Source organism: Streptococcus sp. Marseille-Q0941 (assembly GCF_943736975.1).
Lineage (GTDB): Bacteria > Bacillota > Bacilli > Lactobacillales > Streptococcaceae > Streptococcus.
In genome coordinates this window covers 86,841-109,272 of record NZ_CALSFO010000001.1, presented here as the reverse complement: position 1 = coordinate 109,272, position 22,432 = coordinate 86,841, and the positions used below count along the sequence as shown (strand labels likewise).

General features: G+C 39.8%; 20 protein-coding genes. All 20 read right to left on the bottom strand.

Features of this window, described 5'->3' with window-relative positions; all coding sequences use genetic code 11:
- Positions 1 to 28 precede the first annotated feature (28 nt).
- The 20 genes from NGI26_RS00565 to recJ all read right to left on the bottom strand — a co-directional run bounded on the left by NGI26_RS00565 (position 29) and on the right by recJ (position 22,288).
- Positions 29 to 661 (bottom strand): DJ-1/PfpI family protein, encoded by a 633-nt coding sequence (locus tag NGI26_RS00565; RefSeq protein WP_251934660.1) that lies wholly within the window; start codon positions 659 to 661, stop codon positions 29 to 31.
- Positions 662 to 1,082: 421 nt separating this feature from the next.
- Positions 1,083 to 2,906, bottom strand: coding sequence for a molecular chaperone DnaK (dnaK, locus tag NGI26_RS00560; protein WP_251934657.1), 1,824 nt, complete (start codon positions 2,904 to 2,906; stop codon positions 1,083 to 1,085).
- Between the two features lie 260 nt (positions 2,907 to 3,166).
- Positions 3,167 to 3,670, bottom strand: coding sequence for a nucleotide exchange factor GrpE (gene grpE, locus NGI26_RS00555; RefSeq protein ID WP_251934655.1), 504 nt, complete (start codon positions 3,668 to 3,670; stop codon positions 3,167 to 3,169).
- 26 nt (positions 3,671 to 3,696) lie between these two features.
- Complete coding sequence (hrcA, locus tag NGI26_RS00550) at positions 3,697 to 4,731, bottom strand: heat-inducible transcriptional repressor HrcA (RefSeq protein ID WP_251934643.1); 1,035 nt, start codon at positions 4,729 to 4,731, stop codon at positions 3,697 to 3,699.
- A gap of 161 nt (positions 4,732 to 4,892) precedes the next feature.
- Positions 4,893 to 5,405 carry a DUF2812 domain-containing protein gene (locus tag NGI26_RS00545; RefSeq protein ID WP_251934641.1) on the bottom strand — a complete coding sequence of 171 codons (513 nt, stop codon included), beginning with the start codon at positions 5,403 to 5,405 and terminating at the stop codon, positions 4,893 to 4,895.
- A 34-nt stretch (positions 5,406 to 5,439) separates the two neighbouring features.
- Complete coding sequence (locus tag NGI26_RS00540; protein ID WP_251934639.1) at positions 5,440 to 6,015, bottom strand: DUF2812 domain-containing protein; 576 nt, start codon at positions 6,013 to 6,015, stop codon at positions 5,440 to 5,442.
- On the bottom strand, positions 6,015 to 6,335 hold the full coding sequence (locus tag NGI26_RS00535; RefSeq protein ID WP_251934637.1) for a PadR family transcriptional regulator: 321 nt from the start codon (positions 6,333 to 6,335) through the stop codon (positions 6,015 to 6,017). The genes NGI26_RS00540 and NGI26_RS00535 overlap by 1 nt, the downstream gene beginning before the upstream one ends.
- A 272-nt stretch (positions 6,336 to 6,607) precedes the next feature.
- Positions 6,608 to 7,954, bottom strand: a complete 1,347-nt coding sequence (gene glnA / locus NGI26_RS00530; RefSeq protein ID WP_251934635.1) for a type I glutamate--ammonia ligase — start codon at positions 7,952 to 7,954, stop codon at positions 6,608 to 6,610.
- Positions 7,955 to 7,989: 35 nt separating this feature from the next.
- Complete coding sequence (glnR, locus tag NGI26_RS00525; RefSeq protein WP_251934632.1) at positions 7,990 to 8,346, bottom strand: transcriptional repressor GlnR; 357 nt, start codon at positions 8,344 to 8,346, stop codon at positions 7,990 to 7,992.
- An 83-nt stretch (positions 8,347 to 8,429) separates the two neighbouring features.
- On the bottom strand, positions 8,430 to 8,951 hold the full coding sequence (locus NGI26_RS00520) for an FUSC family protein (RefSeq protein WP_251934630.1): 522 nt from the start codon (positions 8,949 to 8,951) through the stop codon (positions 8,430 to 8,432).
- 110 nt (positions 8,952 to 9,061) lie between these two features.
- Complete coding sequence (mraY, locus tag NGI26_RS00515) at positions 9,062 to 10,042, bottom strand: phospho-N-acetylmuramoyl-pentapeptide-transferase (RefSeq protein WP_251934628.1); 981 nt, start codon at positions 10,040 to 10,042, stop codon at positions 9,062 to 9,064.
- A 1-nt stretch (position 10,043) separates the two neighbouring features.
- Positions 10,044 to 12,299, bottom strand: a complete 2,256-nt coding sequence (pbp2x, locus tag NGI26_RS00510; protein ID WP_251934617.1) for a penicillin-binding protein PBP2X — start codon at positions 12,297 to 12,299, stop codon at positions 10,044 to 10,046.
- A 3-nt stretch (positions 12,300 to 12,302) separates the two neighbouring features.
- Positions 12,303 to 12,620: a cell division protein FtsL gene (gene ftsL, locus NGI26_RS00505; protein ID WP_214262402.1), complete on the bottom strand. Its 318-nt coding sequence runs from the start codon at positions 12,618 to 12,620 to the stop codon at positions 12,303 to 12,305.
- A gap of 10 nt (positions 12,621 to 12,630) precedes the next feature.
- On the bottom strand, positions 12,631 to 13,581 hold the full coding sequence (rsmH, locus tag NGI26_RS00500; protein WP_251934615.1) for a 16S rRNA (cytosine(1402)-N(4))-methyltransferase RsmH: 951 nt from the start codon (positions 13,579 to 13,581) through the stop codon (positions 12,631 to 12,633).
- A gap of 68 nt (positions 13,582 to 13,649) precedes the next feature.
- Positions 13,650 to 15,476 carry an excinuclease ABC subunit UvrC gene (gene uvrC, locus NGI26_RS00495; RefSeq protein WP_251934613.1) on the bottom strand — a complete coding sequence of 609 codons (1,827 nt, stop codon included), beginning with the start codon at positions 15,474 to 15,476 and terminating at the stop codon, positions 13,650 to 13,652.
- A 56-nt stretch (positions 15,477 to 15,532) separates the two neighbouring features.
- The gene (locus tag NGI26_RS00490) at positions 15,533 to 16,234 is read right to left on the bottom strand and encodes a matrixin family metalloprotease (RefSeq protein ID WP_251934612.1); all 702 of its coding nucleotides are present in this window, start codon (positions 16,232 to 16,234) and stop codon (positions 15,533 to 15,535) included.
- Positions 16,235 to 16,342: 108 nt separating this feature from the next.
- A complete protein-coding gene (locus tag NGI26_RS00485; RefSeq protein WP_251934611.1) occupies positions 16,343 to 17,122 on the bottom strand; it encodes an alpha/beta hydrolase in 780 nt (259 codons plus the stop codon).
- Positions 17,123 to 17,192: 70 nt separating this feature from the next.
- Complete coding sequence (locus NGI26_RS00480) at positions 17,193 to 18,854, bottom strand: ribonuclease J (RefSeq protein ID WP_251934610.1); 1,662 nt, start codon at positions 18,852 to 18,854, stop codon at positions 17,193 to 17,195.
- A gap of 339 nt (positions 18,855 to 19,193) precedes the next feature.
- A complete protein-coding gene (locus tag NGI26_RS00475) occupies positions 19,194 to 19,856 on the bottom strand; it encodes a COG3942 and LysM peptidoglycan-binding domain-containing protein (protein ID WP_251934609.1) in 663 nt (220 codons plus the stop codon).
- A gap of 212 nt (positions 19,857 to 20,068) precedes the next feature.
- Positions 20,069 to 22,288, bottom strand: coding sequence for a single-stranded-DNA-specific exonuclease RecJ (recJ, locus tag NGI26_RS00470; protein ID WP_251934608.1), 2,220 nt, complete (start codon positions 22,286 to 22,288; stop codon positions 20,069 to 20,071).
- Positions 22,289 to 22,432 lie beyond the last annotated feature (144 nt).

The window sequence follows — 22,432 nt, the reverse complement described above, 5'->3', positions numbered from 1 at the left end:
GTCCTTTCTATAATTTTCATGTAAATCTTTAGAGGCTGTTTTCTATACTCTGCTTCACTTGATCAAACTCTTCATCTGATAGAGTAAATATCAAATCCTCTTCAGCATACTCGTTCTGTTCTTTAAAATAGTTGTCCGTATTCTCTGCAAGTCCTAAACCGAGAATCACTTTTCTTGCAAACTCTTGATGTGCAAAACCGATAGCCGTAATGATTTGTTTATCTTGCACAACCAGTTTGGGTTGGAAATTCTCACGTGGAAGAAATTCAAAATAGTCAAAGAAGTTTTGCCAAATTCCACCTGTAAATTTCGTGTCGTTCAACAAGCCTGCTTTCGCCAATAAAAGTGGCGCTGAAGAAACGGCTGCAATTAGGATATCTTGCTCATCAAGACTTCTCAAAAACGAGATCAATTTCTCATCTTGCAGAGCAGGACCTATATTTACCATTCCTGGCAAAATCACACAAGAATAATCTTCTATACGGATTTGATCCAATGTTTTCGTCGGTTGACAGGACAAACCATCCTCAGAGACCACCATCGAATGCTCAGAAGCCACATAATCAATCGTGATATCAAAAGACAGAGCTAAAGTACTCGTTAAAGTGGTTATCTCATAAAGAGAAAAATTAGGATAAATGATACAAAGTACTTTTTTCATACGCAACATCCTCTATTTTACCGAAAAACAGAGGCTGGGTTGCAACCTCTGGATTTCTTCGTATTCATTACGACGTTCTAAAACAAAGTCGATTATACTTTGTTTTTAGAACTAGTAAGGCGTTTAGGCAAGTCGCCATAGCAATTGCCGTAGAATGACAGTCACTTTAGTGATTAGTCATTCTTAACGAGTTAGGCTTAACTGAGTTTCGGCTAAAAACTTCGGAAAAAGGATAAGCCATCTTTTGTGCAACGCACAAGGCGATGGCTTCCTATTTTTCTTTCGTTTTTTAAACGCCTCAACATCTTACCTAATTGAGCACGCCCTAACCTCTTGGTGAAAAAGACAAATCTTTCTAGAAACTAAAGTTTCTGCGTCAGATTTCCTATTTTCACTGTGAGGTTTTAACGGGCTTTGCATCTTACTTCTCCGTAAACTCTCCGTCTACGACGTCATCGCCTGCGTTTCCTGTTGCTTGTGCTCCTTCTGCTCCTGCTTGAGCTTGTTGCGCTGCTGCAGCTTGTTCGTAGAGTTTAACAGCAAGTCCTTGAGCTTTTTCGTTCAACGCTTCAAGTTTTGCTTTCATTTCGTCCAAGTTGTTGTCTTCTTGGGCTTTCTTAAGGTCATCAAGGGCAGCTTGAGCAGCATCGCGTTCTGCATCGAAGCCTTTGCCTTCAGTTTCCTTGATTGTCTTTTCAGTAGCAAAGATTGCTTGGTCTACTTCGTTACGAAGGTCTACTTCTTCTTTACGTTTCTTATCTGCTTCAGCATTTGCTTCTGCATCTTTCATCATGCGGTCGATTTCTTCGTCCGTCAAGCCAGAGTTAGATTGGATAACGATTGTTTGCTCTTTTTGAGTTCCAAGGTCTTTAGCCTTAACAGATACGATACCGTTCTTGTCGATATCAAAGGTTACTTCGATTTGTGGGATACCACGAGGTGCAGCTGGGATGTCAGTCAATTGGAAACGTCCAAGAGTCTTGTTGTCTGCTGCCATTGGACGTTCCCCTTGAAGAACGTGGATATCAACGGCTGGTTGGTTGTCTGCCGCAGTTGAGAAGACTTGTGATTTAGATGTTGGAATTGTTGTGTTGCGCTCGATGAGTTTTGTGAAGACGCCACCCATTGTTTCGATACCAAGTGACAATGGTGTTACGTCAAGAAGAACAACGTCTTTGACATCACCAGTGATGACACCACCTTGGATCGCAGCACCCATAGCAACCACTTCGTCAGGGTTCACTGATTTGTTTGGTTCTTTACCAGTTTCAGCCTTAACAGCTTCTACAACAGCAGGGATACGAGTTGAACCACCAACAAGGATAACTTCGTCGATTTCTGACAAGCTCAAACCTGCATCTGAAAGAGCTTGACGAACTGGAACTTTTGTACGTTCTACAAGGTCACGAGTCAAGTCATCGAATTTCGCACGAGTCAAAGTCATTTCCAAGTGAAGAGGTCCAGCTTCTCCAGCAGTGATAAATGGCAAACTGATTTGAGTTGAAGTTACACCAGAAAGGTCTTTCTTCGCTTTTTCAGCTGCGTCTTTCAAACGTTGAAGAGCCATCTTGTCTGTTGATAAGTCGATGCCGTTTTCTTTCTTGAATTCTGCTACCAAGTAGTCGATGATTTTTTGGTCAAAGTCGTCACCACCAAGTTTGTTGTCCCCTGCAGTTGACAATACGTCGAAGACACCGTCACCCAATTCAAGAATAGATACGTCGAATGTACCACCACCAAGGTCGAATACCAAGATTTTTTCTTCTTTGTCTGTCTTGTCCAAACCGTAAGCAAGAGCTGCTGCAGTTGGTTCGTTGACGATACGTTCTACTTCAAGACCAGCGATTTTACCAGCGTCTTTTGTTGCTTGACGTTGAGCATCGTTAAAGTAAGCTGGAACTGTGATAACAGCCTTGGTTACTTTTTCACCTAGGTATTCTTCAGCGTAACCTTTCAAGTATTGAAGAATCATAGCTGAGATTTCTTGTGGTGTGTATTCTTTACCGTTAGCGGAAACTTTTTCAGAAGTACCCATCTTAGATTTGATAGAGATGACTGTATCTGGGTTTGTAACTGCTTGACGTTTCGCAGCGTCACCAACGATGATTTCACCGTTTTTGAATGACACAACAGATGGAGTTGTGCGGTTTCCTTCTGGGTTTGCGATGATTTTTGATTCAGTTCCTTCAAGAACTGCAACTGCTGAGTTTGTTGTACCTAAGTCAATACCGATAATTTTAGACATGTGTTTTTCTCCTTATTATTTTAATTCTAATTTTGATTTTTCTTGATATTCCCCTTAAGTGGTGGGGACGTGAGCAACTCCCTACGGGATTTCATCACTTATTTTTGAGCCTATTGTCTCAAAAATCCCCTGCTTCAGTAGCATAAGCTACTGAAACTTTCACCACGGCGGGAAATATCTTCCTTGCAAGCCTCTGGCTTGCCTCTTATCTTTCTTCATAGTTTATTGTCGTTTCGGACAAGTTTTTTAAGTTCTCTAGCCTAGTTGTAAACAACTACCATGGCTGGGCGTAGGATGCGGTCATGTAGTTTGTAGCCTTTTTGAAAGACTTGTGCGATGGTGTCTGCTGGATGCTCATCATCAGCTGGAACTGTTTGAATAGCCATATGGTAGTTATGGTCAAACTCTCCATCAGCTGCGATTTCCTCGATTCCTTCTTCTTTTAGAGCGTGAATCAAACTTTCTTGGACCATTTCCAAGCCCTTCTTCACATCATCTGTCAATCCTTCAACTGCAAGGGCGCGTTCAAGGTTATCAAGTGATGGTAAGATTGCTTTTGCCAAATCTTGGCTACGATAGCGTTGCAAGAGTTGACGCTCTTCATTGGCACGACGCTGAATGTTTTGCATTTCTGCGTGGGCACGAAGATATTTGTTTTCAAATTCTTCAGCACGCGCTTGTGCTTCTTCTAATTCAGAAGGTTGGTTGGTTTCCTCTACAACTTCCTCTTCTTTTATTTCTTCATTTTTTATATCTTGGGCCATTTTCGCCTCCTTTAATGATTTCAATCTTAATTCACTTCATAGTGATTGCTACTGAGATAGCGGTAAAAATCCGTCAACTTCATAGTCAAAACTCGGTTGACAACATTAAGTTGATTGACCAATTGTTGATAATCCAGATGAACTGGACCTATAATCGCAAGAATTCCAAACCCACGATAGGGAATCAGGAACTTACTGCTAATCACTGCTAAGTCAGCAAGACAGGATTCTTGACTATCTGCAACACGGACATTTTGCATCTGATCTTCATGCAGACCTTCTCGAATCTCCAAAGCTACCTTTTGTGGCTGATCAAAAAATTGATAGGCCGCTAAATTAGCGAAATTCAAAAGATTTACTTTTCCAGAAACTACGATATTTTCATTGAACATTTCTTTGAAAATATGTTCGACGAGATCCATAACGTTATCCGTTGTTGTGAAGTAACGTTGGATAATTTGCGGAATCTCTGTCCGAATCTTGTAGTGAATATCCAAAACAGTCTGTTCCAAGAAACGTTCTTGAATCATGGTCTTGAGGCGATTTAAATCCTCCTGCAAGAAATTTCTCGGAATCAAAAACTGACTGGTAACTGTTCTAGACTCATCAAGTGTAAAAACAGCAAGAGCTGTATGTTGCCCGAGAACAACGATGTCAAAAGCCGTCAACTTCTGCCTACTTGGCTCTACATCCAGTGCTACAACCGTACAGCCACTCAAGTCTGACAAGATTTTCGTCGCCTCTTGAAGAATATCCTCAAGCTTGAAGAACTCTTGATCAAAGGCTTTTACAATCTCATAAACTTGATTCTCAGCTAAACGGTCAAAGGATAAAGAGTGTTTGACATAGTATTGAAAACCAGCTACACTCGGCATCCGACCACTGGAAGTATGCGCCTTTTCAAGCAAACCTTGCTTTTCTAGAGCCGCCATATCATTTCGAATGGTAGCGCTACTAGAGTTGATAGACTCTTGCAAGGCTTTAGATCCAACAGGTTCATGCGTTTTGGTAAAGATGTCAATAATCAGATTTAAAATATTCTGCTGACGTTCCGTAACCATCTCGCCACTCCTCTCTGATAGATCTTTTTAGCACTCGTCACACCCAAGTGCTAACTTATGATTCTATTATACACCCTTAGAAAAGAATGTCAAGACAAAAACTCAAAAAATTAGCACTCTTTTACCAAGAGTGCTAAAAATCAGTCTGAGGACCTAGAAAATCATCTTACATTATCAAGATATTTCTTTTTAAGTCTATAAAAATTATAAATTAGATAAGAAATTATGAGGGCATAAAGGGCAAAAATAAGGAAGAAAGATTGAGAAAGATTTTCACGAAACAAACTCATACAAACAACAAGACCACCCGAGAAAGCAGCTGTACATGAACGAAGTCTATACTGCATAACTTCCCACCTGAGAGTCTTACTCATATAGACTTGATCCTCTGGAAGTAAATCAGAAGATGATTTACGAAGAATTGAACAAGAACCTGTTTCTATCAGTTCCCAACCTCTATTTCTAAAATCTTGCAGTTCATGTTTATACTTTTTAAGAAATCTAGAATCATAGATACGGTAGATGATATCTTCCGGTTGACATTGGTCAAAATAGAAAAAACCAAAACGACTAGTTCTATACCTCCAACCTTTCAAATGCATCTCATGTAAATATTCTTCTTCCTTGTCCAAATCAAGAATGGTAAAAATCCGAAATTGTGCTTTACTTTTCATAATCCTTCCTCCAAATTAGAAAACATACATTGTTTTATTTATCAGATAATACTTTCCATTTTTGAAACAATCTCCAAAGAATATAAGAAATCTGAATCGCAAATACTATCAATAAAACACCATCTATTATGAAAATCAAAAACAATTCCCAACTGAAATAACTAACTCCACTGACAAGCTTTGAGAAAACCGGTAGTAGAGCTGAAAATAGAAGCAAGATAGGAAGCATCCGCATTATTAAAATCCGTTTGATCATAGCAAACTTCCCGGCCGAGTCATTATAAATTTCAAACTCGGCATCCGACTCAATTCCAGAATGATGCTTTCTAAAGTAGGAGAAACCATTAAAGTCTGTAACATGCTCCCAGCCACAATCTTTAAACAGTTGTAAATAGGAAGCTCTCTCTGACTTTTTCATAGGATAAAAATCCAACTGATAAGCCACCTGCTCCGGTTGGCACTTTTCAAAACTATACTTAACCGCAACTACTAAGTTAGAGTAGCTTACTTTCTCAAGTTTCCAGCCCTTAGCATGCATTTCCCCGAGAAAAACTGCCTCCCTCTCATAATCAGCGATCGTAACAATCCGATAAACAATTTTCTTTTCCATCAACCTTCCTCCCGACTGTTTCTGTAGAGTCGTTCAATACGTTTGGTTTCGATTTCTAAAACTTTTCGTCCCAATTCAGTTATCTGATAAATCTTTCGCTTTTCCTCTTCGCGAACAAAGAAAATCAAACCATCTTTTTCCATCTTTGACAAGGTTCCATACATAGTCCCAGGACTAATGGAAACCTGTAAATCTGTCATCTCCTTGACCTTTTGGGTAATACCATAGCCATGGTTCTCTTTTTGCAGACAGAACAGAATATAAAAACCCGTTTCAGTCATAGGAAGATAGACCCGTCTAATCTTATCCGTTAATTCCATTTAACCAGACCTCCTCTTTAGCTCGATATATCGCACCTCGTTATATACAATATATCACACCTCGATATAAATTGCAAGAAAAAAAGAGAGTGGGACAGAAATCGGTAATTCGTTAAAATTCGATTTCGTCGTCCCACCTCCGCACAGTTGAGTAGGGCTATAAAAGCTGATGAAATCAGCGTAGTAGAGTCCACTCAACTACTGCGTCTTGCTCGACAATCCAAAGACAATTGAGAGGCTAGGACTTTTGTCCCAGCCTCTTCTGTTTATCATTAGTATAGATCTAGGTAGTTGTCAATTTCCCATTGTGAAACGAAGGTTGCGTAGCTTGCCCACTCGATTCGTTTAGCTTCAAGGAAGCTAGTGTAGATGTGCTCACCCAGCGCTGCTTTAACCACTTCGTCTTCTGTCAAAGCTTTCAAAGCATTGTGAAGAGTTGATGGAAGGTCAGTAATGCCAGCTTCTTTACGTTCTTCAGCAGTCATGATATAGATGTTTTCTTCGATTGGTGCTGGTGCTTCAATTTTGTTTTCAATACCATTCAAACCGACTTCCAAAAGAACAGCCATAGCGATGTATGGGTTAGCCATTGGATCTACTGAGCGCAACTCGAGACGAGTTCCCATACCACGTGAAGCTGGTACGCGGACAAGTGGTGAACGGTTGCGACCTGCCCATGCAATATAAACAGGGGCTTCATAACCTGGAACCAAACGTTTGTATGAGTTAACGGTTGGGTTCATGATCGCTGTATAGTTGTAGGCGTGTTTGATCAAACCACCAAGGAAGTGGTAGGCTGTTTCTGACAACTGCATTCCTTTTGGATCATTTGGATCAAAGAAGGCATTGTTTCCTTCCGCATCAAACAAGGACATATTACAATGCATCCCTGAACCAGCAATACCAAATTTTGGTTTAGCCATAAAGGTTGCATAAAGTCCATGTTTGCGAGCAATTGTTTTTACAACAAGTTTAAAGATTTGAATCTTATCACAAGCTCGAAGAACTTCATCATACTTAAAGTCAATCTCGTGTTGACCTACAGCAACTTCATGGTGACTGGCTTCTACTTCAAATCCCATCTTGGTCAAGACATTCACAATTTCACGACGTGTATTGTCCGCAAGGTCTGTAGGTGCCAAGTCAAAGTAACCACCCTTGTCATTTACCTCGAGAGTTGGATCTCCATTTTCATCTAATTTAAATAGGAAGAATTCTGGCTCTGGTCCAAGGTTGAAAGACTTGAATCCAAGTTCTTCCATGTGGCGAAGTGCTCGTTTAAGATTGCCACGAGGGTCCCCTGCAAACGGTTCACCTTCTGTTGTATAGACATCACAAATCAATCCTGCGACACTACCGTTCTCATCTCCCCACGGGAAGACTGTCCAAGTATCCAAATCTGGATACAAATACATATCAGATTCGTTAATACGAACAAAACCTTCAATAGAAGATCCATCAAACATAGCCTTGTTCGACAAGACTTTATCTAATTGTTCATCTGTAGCAGGAATTTCGACGTTTTTCATGGTTCCCAAAATATCTGAAAACATGAGGCGAATAAAGGTTACATTCTTCTCCTTAACTTCACGACGAATATCTGCAGCTGTGATTGTCATGTTTTTTCTCCTTATAAATGACGACTAGCGGTTGCCTAACCGCGACCAAAGGGTGATTGTTGAGAAGCGAAGCGACTTTGTTGAAGAACCTCACTCCGAAGCGCTCGACGCACTTCAGTTTGACTGACTGGTTTTTTAGATTTCGCTTCACGTTCAGCATATTTTTTCTTGATGGCAGCAATATTATGGCCTTCAGAGATATAGTCCTTAATCTCAAGCAATCGATCCATATCATTTAAAGAATACATCCGGCGATTACCTTCGTTTCGATCAGGTTTTATCAACTCTTGATCTTCATAATAACGAATTTGACGCGCTGAGAGATCGGTCAACTTCATAACACTGCCAATGGGGAAAACTGCCATATTGCGACGAAATTCTTTTTCCTTCATGTGCACTTCCTCTTCTTTCTGTCTATTATAGTCTAAAAAAATTCAATCGTCAATTATTTATGTCATATCTTGTGACATAATTTTTATTTTTTCTGCAAAAGACTCCGTAAACGATCGATATCGTAATTGACTAGAATTGCCACGAAAACACCCATAAATGTTTCAAAAACTCGGGCAAACACGTACAAAACGGTCTCACCAGTTGGAATTGATAGGGTAATAATCAACATAGCTGCAACTCCTCCAATGACCCCTGACTTGTTGTTCATAGCAACATTTGTCATAATGGTTAACATGGTGCAAATCGGAACAACCAGAAGGGTTACCCAGAAGGCGCCGTGAAAAAGATTATTTAAAAGGAAGAAAATTAGGGCATAAAAACCACCGATACTATTTCCTAAAATACGTGATGTCCCGAAGTGAACACTCTTATCAAAGTCTTCTCTTAAACTAAAAACAGCTGTAAGTGCTCCGATTTGAAGCCCCTTCCATCCAAAAAAACCAAAAATCATGAGAACCAAAAAAACAGCAATTCCTGTTTTGAAGGTTCGCATGCCTAATTTAAACTTAGATTTGTCAAATATATATTTTTTAAAGTAACTCATAATCTCATCTTTCTTTTCTCCATTTTACCATAATTTTAATTTTTTGAGAAAGGGATTCATCAATTGAAAATAACAGGAAATAAAAAGAGAAGAACTAAGGTTCTTCTCTTTTAGAATAAATACATAAAAGTTAAAGTTACAAGACTTGCAAGTAAACCTACTCCCCAGAAGAAGAAGTCGACCTTCCACTCACTCCAGGCTTGACCGTTACCAGAAAAGCCACCCAACTCAAAATGGTGGTGAACTGGTGTCATTCGGAAGATACGTTTGCCGCCACTCAACTTAAAGTAGCTAACTTGCATCATAACCGATGTGGTTTCAAAGACATAAACAATACCAATAAAGAGAAGTGTCCATTCTTGGTGCAACGCCATAGAAATTGCAGCCAACATCCCTCCAAGAGAAAGACTTCCCACATCTCCCATAAATACTTTAGCAGGTTTATGATTAAAGACAAAGAAACCGAGAAGACCACCAATCATAGCTATAATGACTAACAAGATATCCACCTGATTTTGTACATAAGCAATGACTCCATAAGCAGATAAACTAATCACTACTGAAATACTTGCTAATCCATCAATCCCGTCAGTCAAGTTAACCGCATTCGAAAAACCAACCAACCAGAAGAGAGCAAAGAATATATAAAGGAATCCTAAGTGCAATGGATACCCAAATACATTTAAGATATCTCCTCCTCTTTCATAAAAGAAATAGAAGATAACTCCTCCTACTAACTGAAGCAAGAGTTTTTGTTTAGGATTGAGCCCTTCGTTGATTTTACGGAAAACTTTGAGGAAATCATCTAAGAAACCAACTAAACCATATAAGACTAGGATAAAGAGGATCATTCCTACATTATTCGTTAGTTGATTGGTCAAAAGAGCAAGAACTAAACTAACGAAAACACTTGTTACGAGAAAGACGACTCCCCCCATTGTTGGTGTCCCAGCTTTTGCCTGGTGTTGTTTCACATCCTCGTGCATCTGCTGACCGGTAATTTGTGCTTTGTGGTAAAAACGGATAAAGGCTGGAATTCCTACTACTGTGAGAACAAAAGTAAGGATTCCAGTAAAGATAGAAACTAGCATCCTAATCTCCTAATGTTATTTTTATTTTTTGTAAATCTTTTAAAGCTGTATTAGAACGAACATTTTGTTTTTTAACAATTTCTCCTGTACCTTCAAATTCAACTTCAAGATTCAACCATTTGGCAAAGGTTTCAACATTTTTCTTAGACCAGCCATATAAGTCAGGCATCACTTCTACCTTATCTGAAAGGAGTAAGATTTGTTCGTTGGCATCTAGATTTGTTCCTTCTGCTACTGAACTGTCTTTGATTTTTGTCCCTGAACCAATAACGATCGGTTGAACAAGATTGCGTCGCAGTTCCTCTGCCATGTCTCCAGGACTATAGTCTTTGGTCGCTGGCATTGCATAACTAGTTGTAGTTGTAACTTGATCCAGATTTTTAGCTGTTGACTGTAGATTAAGAGATTCTTTCATAGCAGAAGCTCGTTCCAAGATAGGGTTCGCAAATTCTCCTAATTGTATTGCAGAATAATGTTCCGGCTGTTGAACTGTCACATAGAGAATAAAATCTGGATTTTCTGCCGGGTGCATAGAAACTACCGAGTAAATATAGTTAGTAATTCCTTTCAAGTATCCACCTTTTTGCTCATCTGCAATTTGGGCTGTTCCAGATTTGACAGAAACATTCTGACCAGGAACAGTAATTACTGGTTTATTATCATTACGATTATACATGGTCCCATAAATAGGGTCTGTACCAACCAAAATCATGTTTTCCCTAGTCAAACTAGCCGCTTCTTTAGAAACAGGATTCCCTACAACCTCTCTTTGTGATTTACGAACAGTCTGATCATTTGGATCATAGAGGGCACTAATAAACTTCGGTTCTAGCATAACCCCATCATTCGCAATTGCTGTGAAAGCACGAAGCATTTGTGTATGAGTAACAGAAATCCCTTGACCAAAAGAACTCATGGCAATATTAACAACGTTATCTGCAGGTAGTTGTCCCGCATACTCATCGGGCATTCCAAAACGAGTTGGAACTCCAAACTTGAATCGATTAAGGTATTCTAACCAAGTAGCATCCCCCATCTTTTGTTGGAGCAAGGTCATACCCACATTACTTGAGTGAGCAAACCCTTGTAAGTAAGTCATTATACTTCCAGCTGATAAGCCATCATTAACATCCCAGTCTCTGATAGTCGCATCAGCAACCTTTAATTCACTACTATTAAAATATTCGCCTCCAGAGAAGGTTTTATTGTCAATAGCAGCAGCTAAGGTCATGACCTTCATGGTTGAACCAGGTTCGTAATTGCTCTGATATAAAAGGTCTCGCCAAACAAAATCCTCAGTAATACCTTCTTTTGTATCCGCATCAAAAGTTGGTCTTTGTGTTGTGGCAAGAATTTCCCCGGTCTTGGCACTGACTAAGGTTGCATTCATATACTTGCCTTTTTGTTTTTCTTGAAGGGCATCCATTTGGCTTTCCATAAAGGACTGCAAAGGGCTAGATAGGGTCGTATAGACGTCTTTCCCGTTTACGGTCTGTTGGGTAACTTGTTCCGTACCAGGGATAATATTCCCTAGACGGTCTTTTTCATAAGTAATAATACCGTCTGTCCCTGCCAACAAACTATTTAAGGAACTCTCAATACCCGATGTCCCAATTAGACTTTTAGTACCATCTTCATTTTCATGTAGCTGGGCTAAACCAATAAAGGATGAGGCAAATTTTCCATTTGGATAACTCCGATTTGGACTAGTCGTAAAATTAATACCCTCGACCTGAGCAGATTCCAAGTCTTGTTTAATGGACATCATATTAGCATAGGTAATCCCATTTCCTTTGGCGCCAAAAGAAACTTGTTTGAGATTTGGTTGAGAGAGTTGGTCTTTGACGTAAGTCTCCTCCATATCTAAGTATTTATGAAAAATTTCTGCCACTTTATTGTACTTAGATTCTTCTACATAAAGAACATCACCATTAGCTGACTTATATTCTTTATCTATTACAGCATAGACATTATAAGAGGTCGCATCTTCTGCTATGGGAGTTCCATTACGGTCATAAATGGTTCCTCTTTTAGCAGGAACAGTCAGAGTCGTTTGATGAACTTTATTTGCTTCTTTAACCAGATTGACTCCAAATTTTGTGCCTGTACCAATAATCACCGCAAAATTAACCAAAAAAACAGCAAATAGAAAGACAGTCAATAGGCTCAAATTTTTTCCTACTAATCTGCGGTTTTCCATTGGAGTTTTACGATTCTTAATGGCAAAGCGTATGATTCTTTCTTTCCAGGATTTCATATACTACTCCGCTGATCGAATATTTTCATTATTCAATTGCAACTCTTGAGAATTTGCAATTTCGGTCAAACGTTCTGATCGGATCAATTCATTAACTTCTTGTTTGGCATCATCCAACTCTGTCTTTTTTTCTTCAATTTGTGCATTGACTTTTGTCAAATCACTCTGAACTTGAAAAAGTTTTGTCTGCATATAGACTATACTAATTGCTAAGACCAGGGCTGTGATGGCAATTGAAAGGTAAAAGGCCTTTTCAACACGTGAAAATTTTTTTATACGAGCTTGCAACAATTGGCTCGTTGTTCCTCTGATTTCTGCCATTTTTTCCTCTTTACTTGTGAATTTTTCTTGCCACTCGAAGCTTGGCTGAGTGGGAACGATTATTTGCTTCCAATTCTTCCTTGCTTGGTAAGATTGGTTTACGTGATACTAATTCCATCTTAGGTTTGAGATTATCTGGAATAAAAGGTAATCCTTTTGGAACCTCTACCGTCGAAGCTTCCTTAAATAGTTGCTTCGTCAAACGATCTTCCAGTGAATGGAAGGTAATCACTGATATTCTTCCATCCAAAGCTAGCATATCCATGGCTTGCTGAATAGACTCATCAGCTGCTCCTAACTCATCGTTAACTTCAATACGAATGGCCTGGAAAATCTGCTTGGCCGGATGACCTTTTTTCTTAAGTTCCTTAGCAGGCTTGGCTGACTTGATAATCTCTGCCAATTCGGTTGTTGTCTCGATTGGCTTTACTTGACGTGCTTGTTCGATTTTTCGCGCAATCTGTTTAGAAAACTTGTCTTCTCCATATTTGAAAAAGATTCGTACCAAATCATGATAGTCGTAATGATTGACAACTTCATATGCAGTCAAACTAGCTTCCTGATTCATCCGCATATCCAGCGGCGCATCCTTCTTATATGAAAAGCCACGTTCACGCTGATCTAGTTGCGGACTCGATACTCCTAAGTCATAACAAATTCCATCAATCTCTGTCACGCCTAAGTCATTTAAGCGTTCCTTCAAATGACGGAAATTATCCTTGACAAAAGTAACCATTCCCTTTTCGATATAGGGCGCTAAACGTTTTTGCGCATTGTCAATGGCGTTTTGATCTTGGTCAAAGGCATACAAATGCCCTTTCTCGCTTAATTTACTTAACAAATACTCGCTGTGACCTGCCCCACCCAAGGTTGCATCAACGTAAATGCCATCAGGCTTCACATCTAGCATATCAATAGTCTCATGGAGCATGACTGTTACATGATGAAATTCTTTTGTCATATCTTATCTATTTTACCACAAATCCGACTAGCTTGCACTCACTAAAGCAAAAACATTCCACTACTTCTTTATTCCTTATATTCAACCGGCTTCTCAGCTACTTGAGCTAGTGTTGAATTCGCTTCTGGATTTAACTGTCTATGAACAGCCTCTGCAACTGTTCTTGGTATTCCAACATTGACAATATCGTCCACGCTTGCTTCCTTCATTTTAGTCAGAGATTTAAAATATTTCATTAAATTCTGCTTGCGTTTTGGACCTAATCCTTCAATCCCATCTAATTGAGAGGAGAAAGAATTCTTGGAGCGCAATTGCCGGTGGAATGTGATGGCAAAGCGATGGACTTCATCTTGAATGCGTTGGAGGAGGAAAAATTCCTGAGAATTCCGAGACAATTCCACCACTTCAAGAGGATCTCCAAAGAGCAGCTCATGCGTTTGGTGCTTGTCATTCTTTTGAAGGCCTGCGATAGGGATATCCAAACCTAGCTCTTCTTGAATCACTTGCTTAGCAATATTGACTTGACCTTGTCCCCCATCAATGACGATTAAATCAGGCGGTGTCAGACCATCTCGTTGGACTCGGCCGTAACGTCTGCGAATAACCTCTCGCATACTCGCATAGTCATCTGGTCCGACCACTGTCTTAATCTTGTACTTACGATAATCCTTCTTGCTAGGTTTTCCGTTGACAAAAACAACCATCGCAGAGACAGGACTAGTCCCCATAATATTGGAATTATCAAAAGACTCGATACGGACTGGGGTCGGAATTTGTAGAAGTCGACCAAGATTTTCAATAGCACCCTGGGTTTTCTCAACTGATTTTTCCAGCAGATTAAACTTCTGCTCCAGACTAACACGAGCATTTTTAATGGCTAGATTAACGAGTTGCTTTTTCTCACCGCGTTGTGGCTTAATCACCTTTGTATCTAACAAGGCCTTAACCGCCTCTTCATCAATATCCTGAGGAATCAAAATTTCATTGGGAACCAGGTGAGATTTTTCTTGATAAAACTGTCCCACATAGGTCAGAAAATCCTCATCTGGATCATTATAATAAGGAAAGAGGTTGACATCTCGTTCAATCAATTTGCCCTGACGGACAAAGAAAACCTGTACACACATCCAGCCCTTATCCACGTAATAACCAAAGACATCACGGTTTTGGAGGTCCTTAGCCATGACTCTTTGTTTGGTGCGAAGAGTCCCAATAGCCTGGATTAGATCACGGTATTCAGCTGCACGCTCAAACTCCATATTCTGAGCTGCCAAAGCCATCTTACTCTTGAGTTCATCAATGATTTTGTCATCCTGCCCCTTGAGAAAATCAGAGACCTCCTGGGACATCGCTTTAAAATAAGCTTCATCCTTGTGACAAACCGTATGAGCCATACACTGGCCAATGTGGTAATAAAAACAGACCTTCGAGGGCGGATTAGTACACTTGCGGAAAGGAAAAATCCGATCCAATAGCCGTTTGATTTCATTGGCTGCCCCCACATCCGGATAAGGACCAAAATAAAGGCCTCCGTCCTTTTTGACCTGACGGGTGATAATCAAGCGAGGATAGCGTTCATTTGTGATTTTGATAAAAGGGTAGGATTTGTCGTCCTTGAGCATGATATTGTATTTGGGCTTGTTTTCCTTGATGAGATTAATCTCCAAAAGGAGAGCCTCAATATTAGACTCCGTAACGATAAACTCAAAATCCACAATTTCAGACACCAAAGCTTCTGTCTTGGTATCGTGACTTCCACGAAAGTAGGACCGCACCCGATTGCGCAGATTTTTGGCCTTCCCTACATAGATGATCGTGCCGTTTTTATCTTTGTGAATGTAACAACCAGGGCTATTCGGCAAGAGCTCCAGTTTTGATTTAATCAAGTTATTCATAGTTCCATTATAGCAAAAAGCACCTCTCATTGCTCATATCAAGAAGCTCAACTTTACTAATCTCCTGACTCATAGAGTTCTTGGACTTCTTTTACATCTTGAGCTTGGATACCATAATAAGACCCTGCCGGTTGCATGACTGAAATCTCATTGGTATGCTGCAAGCCAATAGCATGTCCTAACTCATGTTCTGCCGTATGCAAGATACGTTCATAGGTATAGCCATAGTTTGGATTCGATAGGTAATAATGATTTAAGCGAACAGTCACAGAAGTGAATTGTTTGGTTAGGAGATTGGTTTGACTCTCCGCCTCACCGGCTACAGCTGTCGAACCATCATTCATTTCGGTAGCGAAAATAGTGGCTTGACCCGGTTCTGTTACAAGCTCAAAGTCAAAAGCTCCTGTCTGATTCCAGTTAGCAATAGCTTCAAGGTAGGCCTTTTGGAAAGTGGCATCCATTTGAGGATCAATATAGATAGTTGCTTGCGCCTCTGACCATTTCGCTCCTGAACCCTGATGATGATCTGTCTGAGACAGACCTTGTAATTTACCAGTTTCTTGCCATTGTTGCCAACTTGCTTGGCCGACTTGGACCACTTTGCTAACTTGATTTAAAGTAGCAGGTAAATCACCTGTCACATACCAGAGAATCCCAAAAGTGATGAGAATTAAGAAGATAAGCGTCCATACAAGGCGCCAAAACATACGCAAAATTCCTAGTAACAATCGATATAAAACACGAATAATCCAGCCCATGATTTGCCCACCTTTCTCAAAAAAATAAGAACCCATCTTTAAGCCATGGGTTTCCATTCTAAAGATAGGCTCACTATTCTACTAAATCAAACTAAAAGAAAGCTAAAATTAAGACAAGCGTTCTTCTAAAACAAAATCGATTGGCAGAGTAGTCAAAAAACGTTCCAATTGTTTTTCCCAATAATACCACTCGTGGGTTCCTGCACTATGGGTGTAGGTCACATCAAAACCAAGTTTCTTGAGATTCTTCACTGCTAGGTTATTGGCAGCATACAAGAAATCTTGCTCGCCACACCATACCCAGAGTTTGGTTTTCTTATCAGACTTTTTAGCCAGTGTTTCAAGTGAATATGGGCTATTCACCCAATCATTAACTTTGCCAAACACACCTCTCCAGTAGGCACGCGTTCCCAAATCTTGACTCTCAGGAGAAAACTTCTCGAAGCTAAGTGCCCCAGAAAAGCTAGCTGCATGGGAGAAACGGTCAGTTGACAATGCTAACTTAAAGGAACCATAACCTCCCATTGATAAACCAGCGATAAAGGTCTTTTCTCGTTTGTTGGTCATATTGGGAAAGAAGCGTTTGAGCACCTGAGGTAATTCTTCTGCTAGAGCAGTGTAGTAGTTATAGCCATACTGAGTATCTGTATACCAGCCGTTACTTGTATTAGGCATTACAACAATCAGATTAGCCCCTCGCACCAAGCGCTCTACATTGGTACGTTTGAGCCAACTATTATGATTACCAGACATCCCATGTAAGAGGTAGAGGACAGGAATATCTGTGCAATCGGGATCAGTTACCCTAGAGCCATCAGGATAGAGAACATTTACTCCCCATTCCATATCCAAAACTTCTGAGTAATACTCAATCTTCATTACTGCCATTATTTTCTCCTTTTAGGTTTAAGATAAGAAAAAGCCGAAATTCGACTTTTTCTACTTCTTTATTTAATCGTTATTTTGCTTCCATGACTACTGGTAAGATAGCTGGACGACGCTTAGTTTGATCAAAGAGGAACTTGGCCAAACTGTCACGAACCTTCCCTTTAAGCTCTGACCAATCAAAGTCTTCACCTTGTAGATAATCTTCAACTGTTTGGTTAATCAACTCAGAGCTTTCACGCAAGATGTCACGACTCTTCTTGAGATAAACAAATCCACGTGTGTGTACTCGTGCCTTGGCAATGATTTTCTTATCACGACGGTTAACTGTAATCGCAACGATAAAGATTCCATCCTCCGACAAGACCTTACGGTCACGAAGAACGACATTCCCAACATCCCCAATGGCATTTCCGTCAATCAAGACATCTCCTGCAGTAACTGCACCAGATGGAACGAAATCCCCATGTTCATAAGACATGGTTGTCCCTTTTTTCGGGATAAAAATACGTTCTGGCAACATACCCACAGCCATAGCAGCCTTGGCATGAGCATCCAATTCACGGTATTCCCCTTGGATAGGGAAAAGATACTTGGGTTGCAAGAGGTTGATCATCAATTGCAGATCACGCGCATTTCCGTGTCCTGATACACGCAAGCTTTGAGTAATCGGTTTTACGATACCACCCGCTTGGTAGACCATGTTTTCTACCCGTGCCATGACAGCTTCTTTAGCGATTGATGGTGTTGTAACGATATAAACCAAGTCCCCATCTTTGATTTCAACATAGCGGTGACGACCGATTGACATTTTGCGGAGTCCATTAATCGGTTCACCCATACGACCAGTTTCCAGGATAATTAACTCATGATCCTCAAAACGAGACATGTCTTTTGGTTTGATCAAGAGACTTTCATTTGCTAGAGACAATTTTTTCAAGCGAATGGCTGTACGAACGATATTTTCAATATCGAATCCCGTCAAAACAACGCGACGACCTGTATCTGCAGCAGCGTCAAAGACCTGCTGAATACGAGAAAGGTTACTTGCAACAGCAGCTACAATGATACGTCCTTCCCAATCAGAAATGGTTTGCGTAATTTCATCACCAACTTCACTTTCACTGGCCACTTGAATATTACTGTCCGCGTTTGCTGAATCACTTAGTAGAGCTAAAACTCCCTCACGACCGATTTCTGCTAAACGACCAAAGTCAGTCGCATAAGATTCGCTAGCCGTTTGGTCAAATTTGAAATCTCCAGTATAGACGATGCTTCCCTCAGATGTTTTTAAAACGACACCCAGACTTTCTGGGATAGAGTGAGTTGTGCGGAAGAAGGAAACCTCCGTACCTCCAAAGTCGATTTCTGTATTTTCATCGATAACATGGAAATCATCAAATTTCTTGACGCTATCATTTCCCTTTACAAAAAGCTTAGCAAGTTCGATTGTCAACTCTGAACCAAAGACAGGGACCTTAACTTCTGCTAGGAGATAAGGAAGAGCTCCAATGGCATCTGCATGCCCGTGCGTTAAAAAGACACCCGCAATACGGTCACTATTTTCAAACAAATATTCCATATTTGGAATAACGACATCAACACCCAACTGCTCATTTTCTGGGTATTTTAAACCCGCATCTAAAACAAAGATAGAGTCGTTAATTTCTGCGATGTACATGTTTTTTCCGTTTTCACGAACACCGCCTAAAGTTGTTAATTTAATATTGGTCATTTTCCCTCCGAAGTATTACTATAACGTGTTTGTAGAGCCTTTACAAGTCTCTTTTTTTAAAAGTCCAATATACTTTTATCCGAATCTTTTCCTCTCATTATACCATTTTTTTACTAATTTTCAAAATGTAGATAGGATTTCAACTAGCAAACATTCATCACCAACAATCAAATCGTTTTTCTTTATTCTTTTTTGAAAATCCGTCTAAAATATTTATGATTAAATCAAATGAAGTTATAAACTTTCTAATTGACTAAGATGAAAAACTAGTCAGTAAAGAACTACTACATCTAAGCAAATAAAAAAAGATTTAGATTTTCTAAATCTTTTTTAGTATTTTTAGTTTGGATAGATGTAAGTAACTTTACCTGATGATTTATGGGGATTAAAGAAGCCACGATAATTTCCAATTGGTTGAGTTCCACTACCATCATAGTTACATTCCAATACTTGAATAGAATTCTCGCTTTGAACATCTGTCACATAAGCAACGTGACCATATTCACCACCGTCCCAAACGGCAATTGCTCCTACTACAGGCACATCTCCTGTCTTAAAGCCTTGTGCACTAGCATAGGTTGCCCAAGTGTTAGCATTTCCCCACCAGTTGCTAGCCCATGGAGCCAATTCTTTCACGCCCCATGTACACTGACCAACAGGATAAGAATTCCCATAGTTTGTAGGAGTATTTACAACAACATCCTCACCTGCCACTGCATTAACAGTGCTAGTTGCTTCATAAGCAGGAGCTTGGTATGAATAGCTAAGTTGAGCTGGACCGCTAACTTCTAGCACATCACCTGGGTGGATTGTATCATAAATGGTTTTCCCATTATTAGCTGCCAACTCATAAGGATCCATACCACTTACAGCAGCAATACCAAAAAATGAATCACCGTCTTGAACAACGTAAGAGTCTGCGCTAACAGTTTGAGCACCAACTGTAGCCAAAATAGCTGTAGATGTTAACCCAAGAGTCAGTTTAGCAACTGTTTTTTTCATAACGAATTTATCCCTTTGTTTTGTTAATAATTTCCTATTTGTTATTTACAAAAAGAATCATACCTGATTTAGATGTCATTTGTTTTAGAGTTATATTTAAGTCATGTTACAAATAGTTTTTTTTACTACATGAAATTTAAGAAAGATAACTATTTAAGGAGTCTAAGGGAGTTTAAAAAAAGCTGAGATTCTTCATCTCAGCTTCTCTTCTTCTATTTTTCCATTAAAAAGTCATAAATTTCCTGCACCGTACCTAGCGCTATCATCTCTTGATTCTTAACGGTTTGTTTGAGTTTTTGATAAATCTGACTTTCAGCAATGTCCCGTTTATCAGCATCTTTATGAACCTTCATGACACCATTCTTGATGGTAACAAAACCAAGCTCTTCAAAAATTTGAATCATCTTAACTAGCAAGATTTGCTCGATCTTCAAATAGGCTGATAAGTCCTTGAGTTTATAACGAATATCGAATTCTGGGAATTGATAGATTGTTTTATAAAGTTTGGCAAATTGCTCTCTTGTCCCATAGCCCGTCAAATAATAGGGCTTATCGATATCATTTTTAAAATAAATAGCTGAAAAATTATACTGCTGGAAAATATCTTTAAGAATAGTGATATCTTCTGGAAGATTCTTGACCACAACCGCTGAACTTGAAGAAAGATCAGGCAATGCTCCTGAAAAATCAAGTACCGGCACTCCATCTGGTAGAGCTGCACTCTTCCCACGAATATTAAAGAGTTGAACACCGTCCACACGAGCATCTACCATCATCAACTGGAGGGTTGTTTGCCCATTCCATTGGTTAACAGAAAGGGTAACTGCCAATTCCAGTTGTTTTACCTGAGAAAATTCTGTAGCCTTTGATCCTTGACCAAATGCTACTACCTCAAAGCTTGCGGTCCCTTTGGATATCTTCAATTTCAGATGACTATCTCCTGTTCCCATAGAACGAGCATTTTCAACTTTTAAATCTCGAATATAAAAAACAGGTTTTTGGTTGTCCATTCCAAAAGGAGCTAAGCGTTCAAAACTTTTAACCGTCTCTAAACTTAGGCTTTCCAAATCCAATTCTTCATCTAGATATAATGTACTCTTGCCCTTGGCATCTATTCCTTTGTCTGTTACATAGGTCTCTAAAATTTCCGATAAGGCGTCTAGCTGTTCAGCTTCAAGTGTCATACCTGCAGCGCCTGCATGCCCACCAAAGGCGATAAAAAGTTCTCGATGCGGATCCAAGGCTTCAAAGATATCGACTGCTTCAATACTTCGAGCACTTCCCTTGGCACGACCATCTTCAAGATTCAGAACAATAACTGTCTGCCCTAATTCTTCCAACAAGCGACCAGCTACAATCCCAAGCACTCCAGGGTTCCAACCTTCCTTGGCCAAAACTTGAACACTTTTGTGAGGGTCTACCAAGCTTTTAGCTTCTTCATAGATAGCCTGAACAATTTCCTTACGTTCTTCATTTTTACCTTGAATCATAAGGGCAATCTCATGCACCTCTTCATCATCAAAGCCAGTTAGTAACTCAATAGCAGGATTAGGATCATCCAAGCGTCCTAGAGCATTTAATCGTGGTGCTAGCTGAAAACCAACCGTTTCTTCTGTAACATCACTGCTAGAAATTCCTGCAATTTCAAATAGTTCTTGGAGGCCAAGCCTTTGGGTATTGCGCAAAACTTCTAGACCATACTGAACCATGATACGATTTTCATCTGTCAGACTGACCATATCAGCAATGGTCCCAATAGCAACCAAATCAAGCAACTCAACCTGCACTTCCTCCAAGAGGGCACAAGCTAGTTTAAAAGCCACGCCACAACCCGCTAAATGTTTAAAAGGATAATCTGTTTCTGGGTGTTCAGGATGGACAATTGCATAGGCATCTGGTAAAACCTCCGGCATGGAGTGGTGGTCTGTTACAATAACATCCACACCCATAGATTGAGCCAAGTCAATAGCCTCATGGCCTGCAACTCCATTATCTACAGTTACAATCAAGGATATCCCTTGTTGCTCAATGAAGTACTTGTAGACACTGGCATTCGGACCATAACCATCTGTAAAACGATTAGGAAGATAGACTAAGCACTCGGCTCCTAATTGTTCGAATGTTTCTTTAAGGATAGAAGCTGATGTCATCCCATCCGCATCGTAGTCGCCATAAACGAGAATCAATTCACCCTGCTCAATAGCACGGCGAATACGATTTACTGCCTTGTCCATATCGTGGAGAAGATAGGGATCATGTAAATCATCTAGACTTGGTGCCAAAAAACGAGACAAACTATCTTCATCCTTAATCCCACGGCTAAATAATAGACGAGCAGCTTCAGGCCCTAGCCCAGCTTTCTTGGCGATTTTTGTAAAATCCGCATCCTCAACTTGAGGTGCAAATTGCCAATTATAAGTCGGAATAATCAAAATTCATCCACTCTTTCTTACGATTCTATCCCTTTATTATAACATGATTTCAAGTTTTTCTCCTCTTTATTTTCTTAACTCTTTCAATCAAAATCCCAAAAAACTCCTGTTTTCATCAAAGTTTAAAAGCTATACACCAGTTGA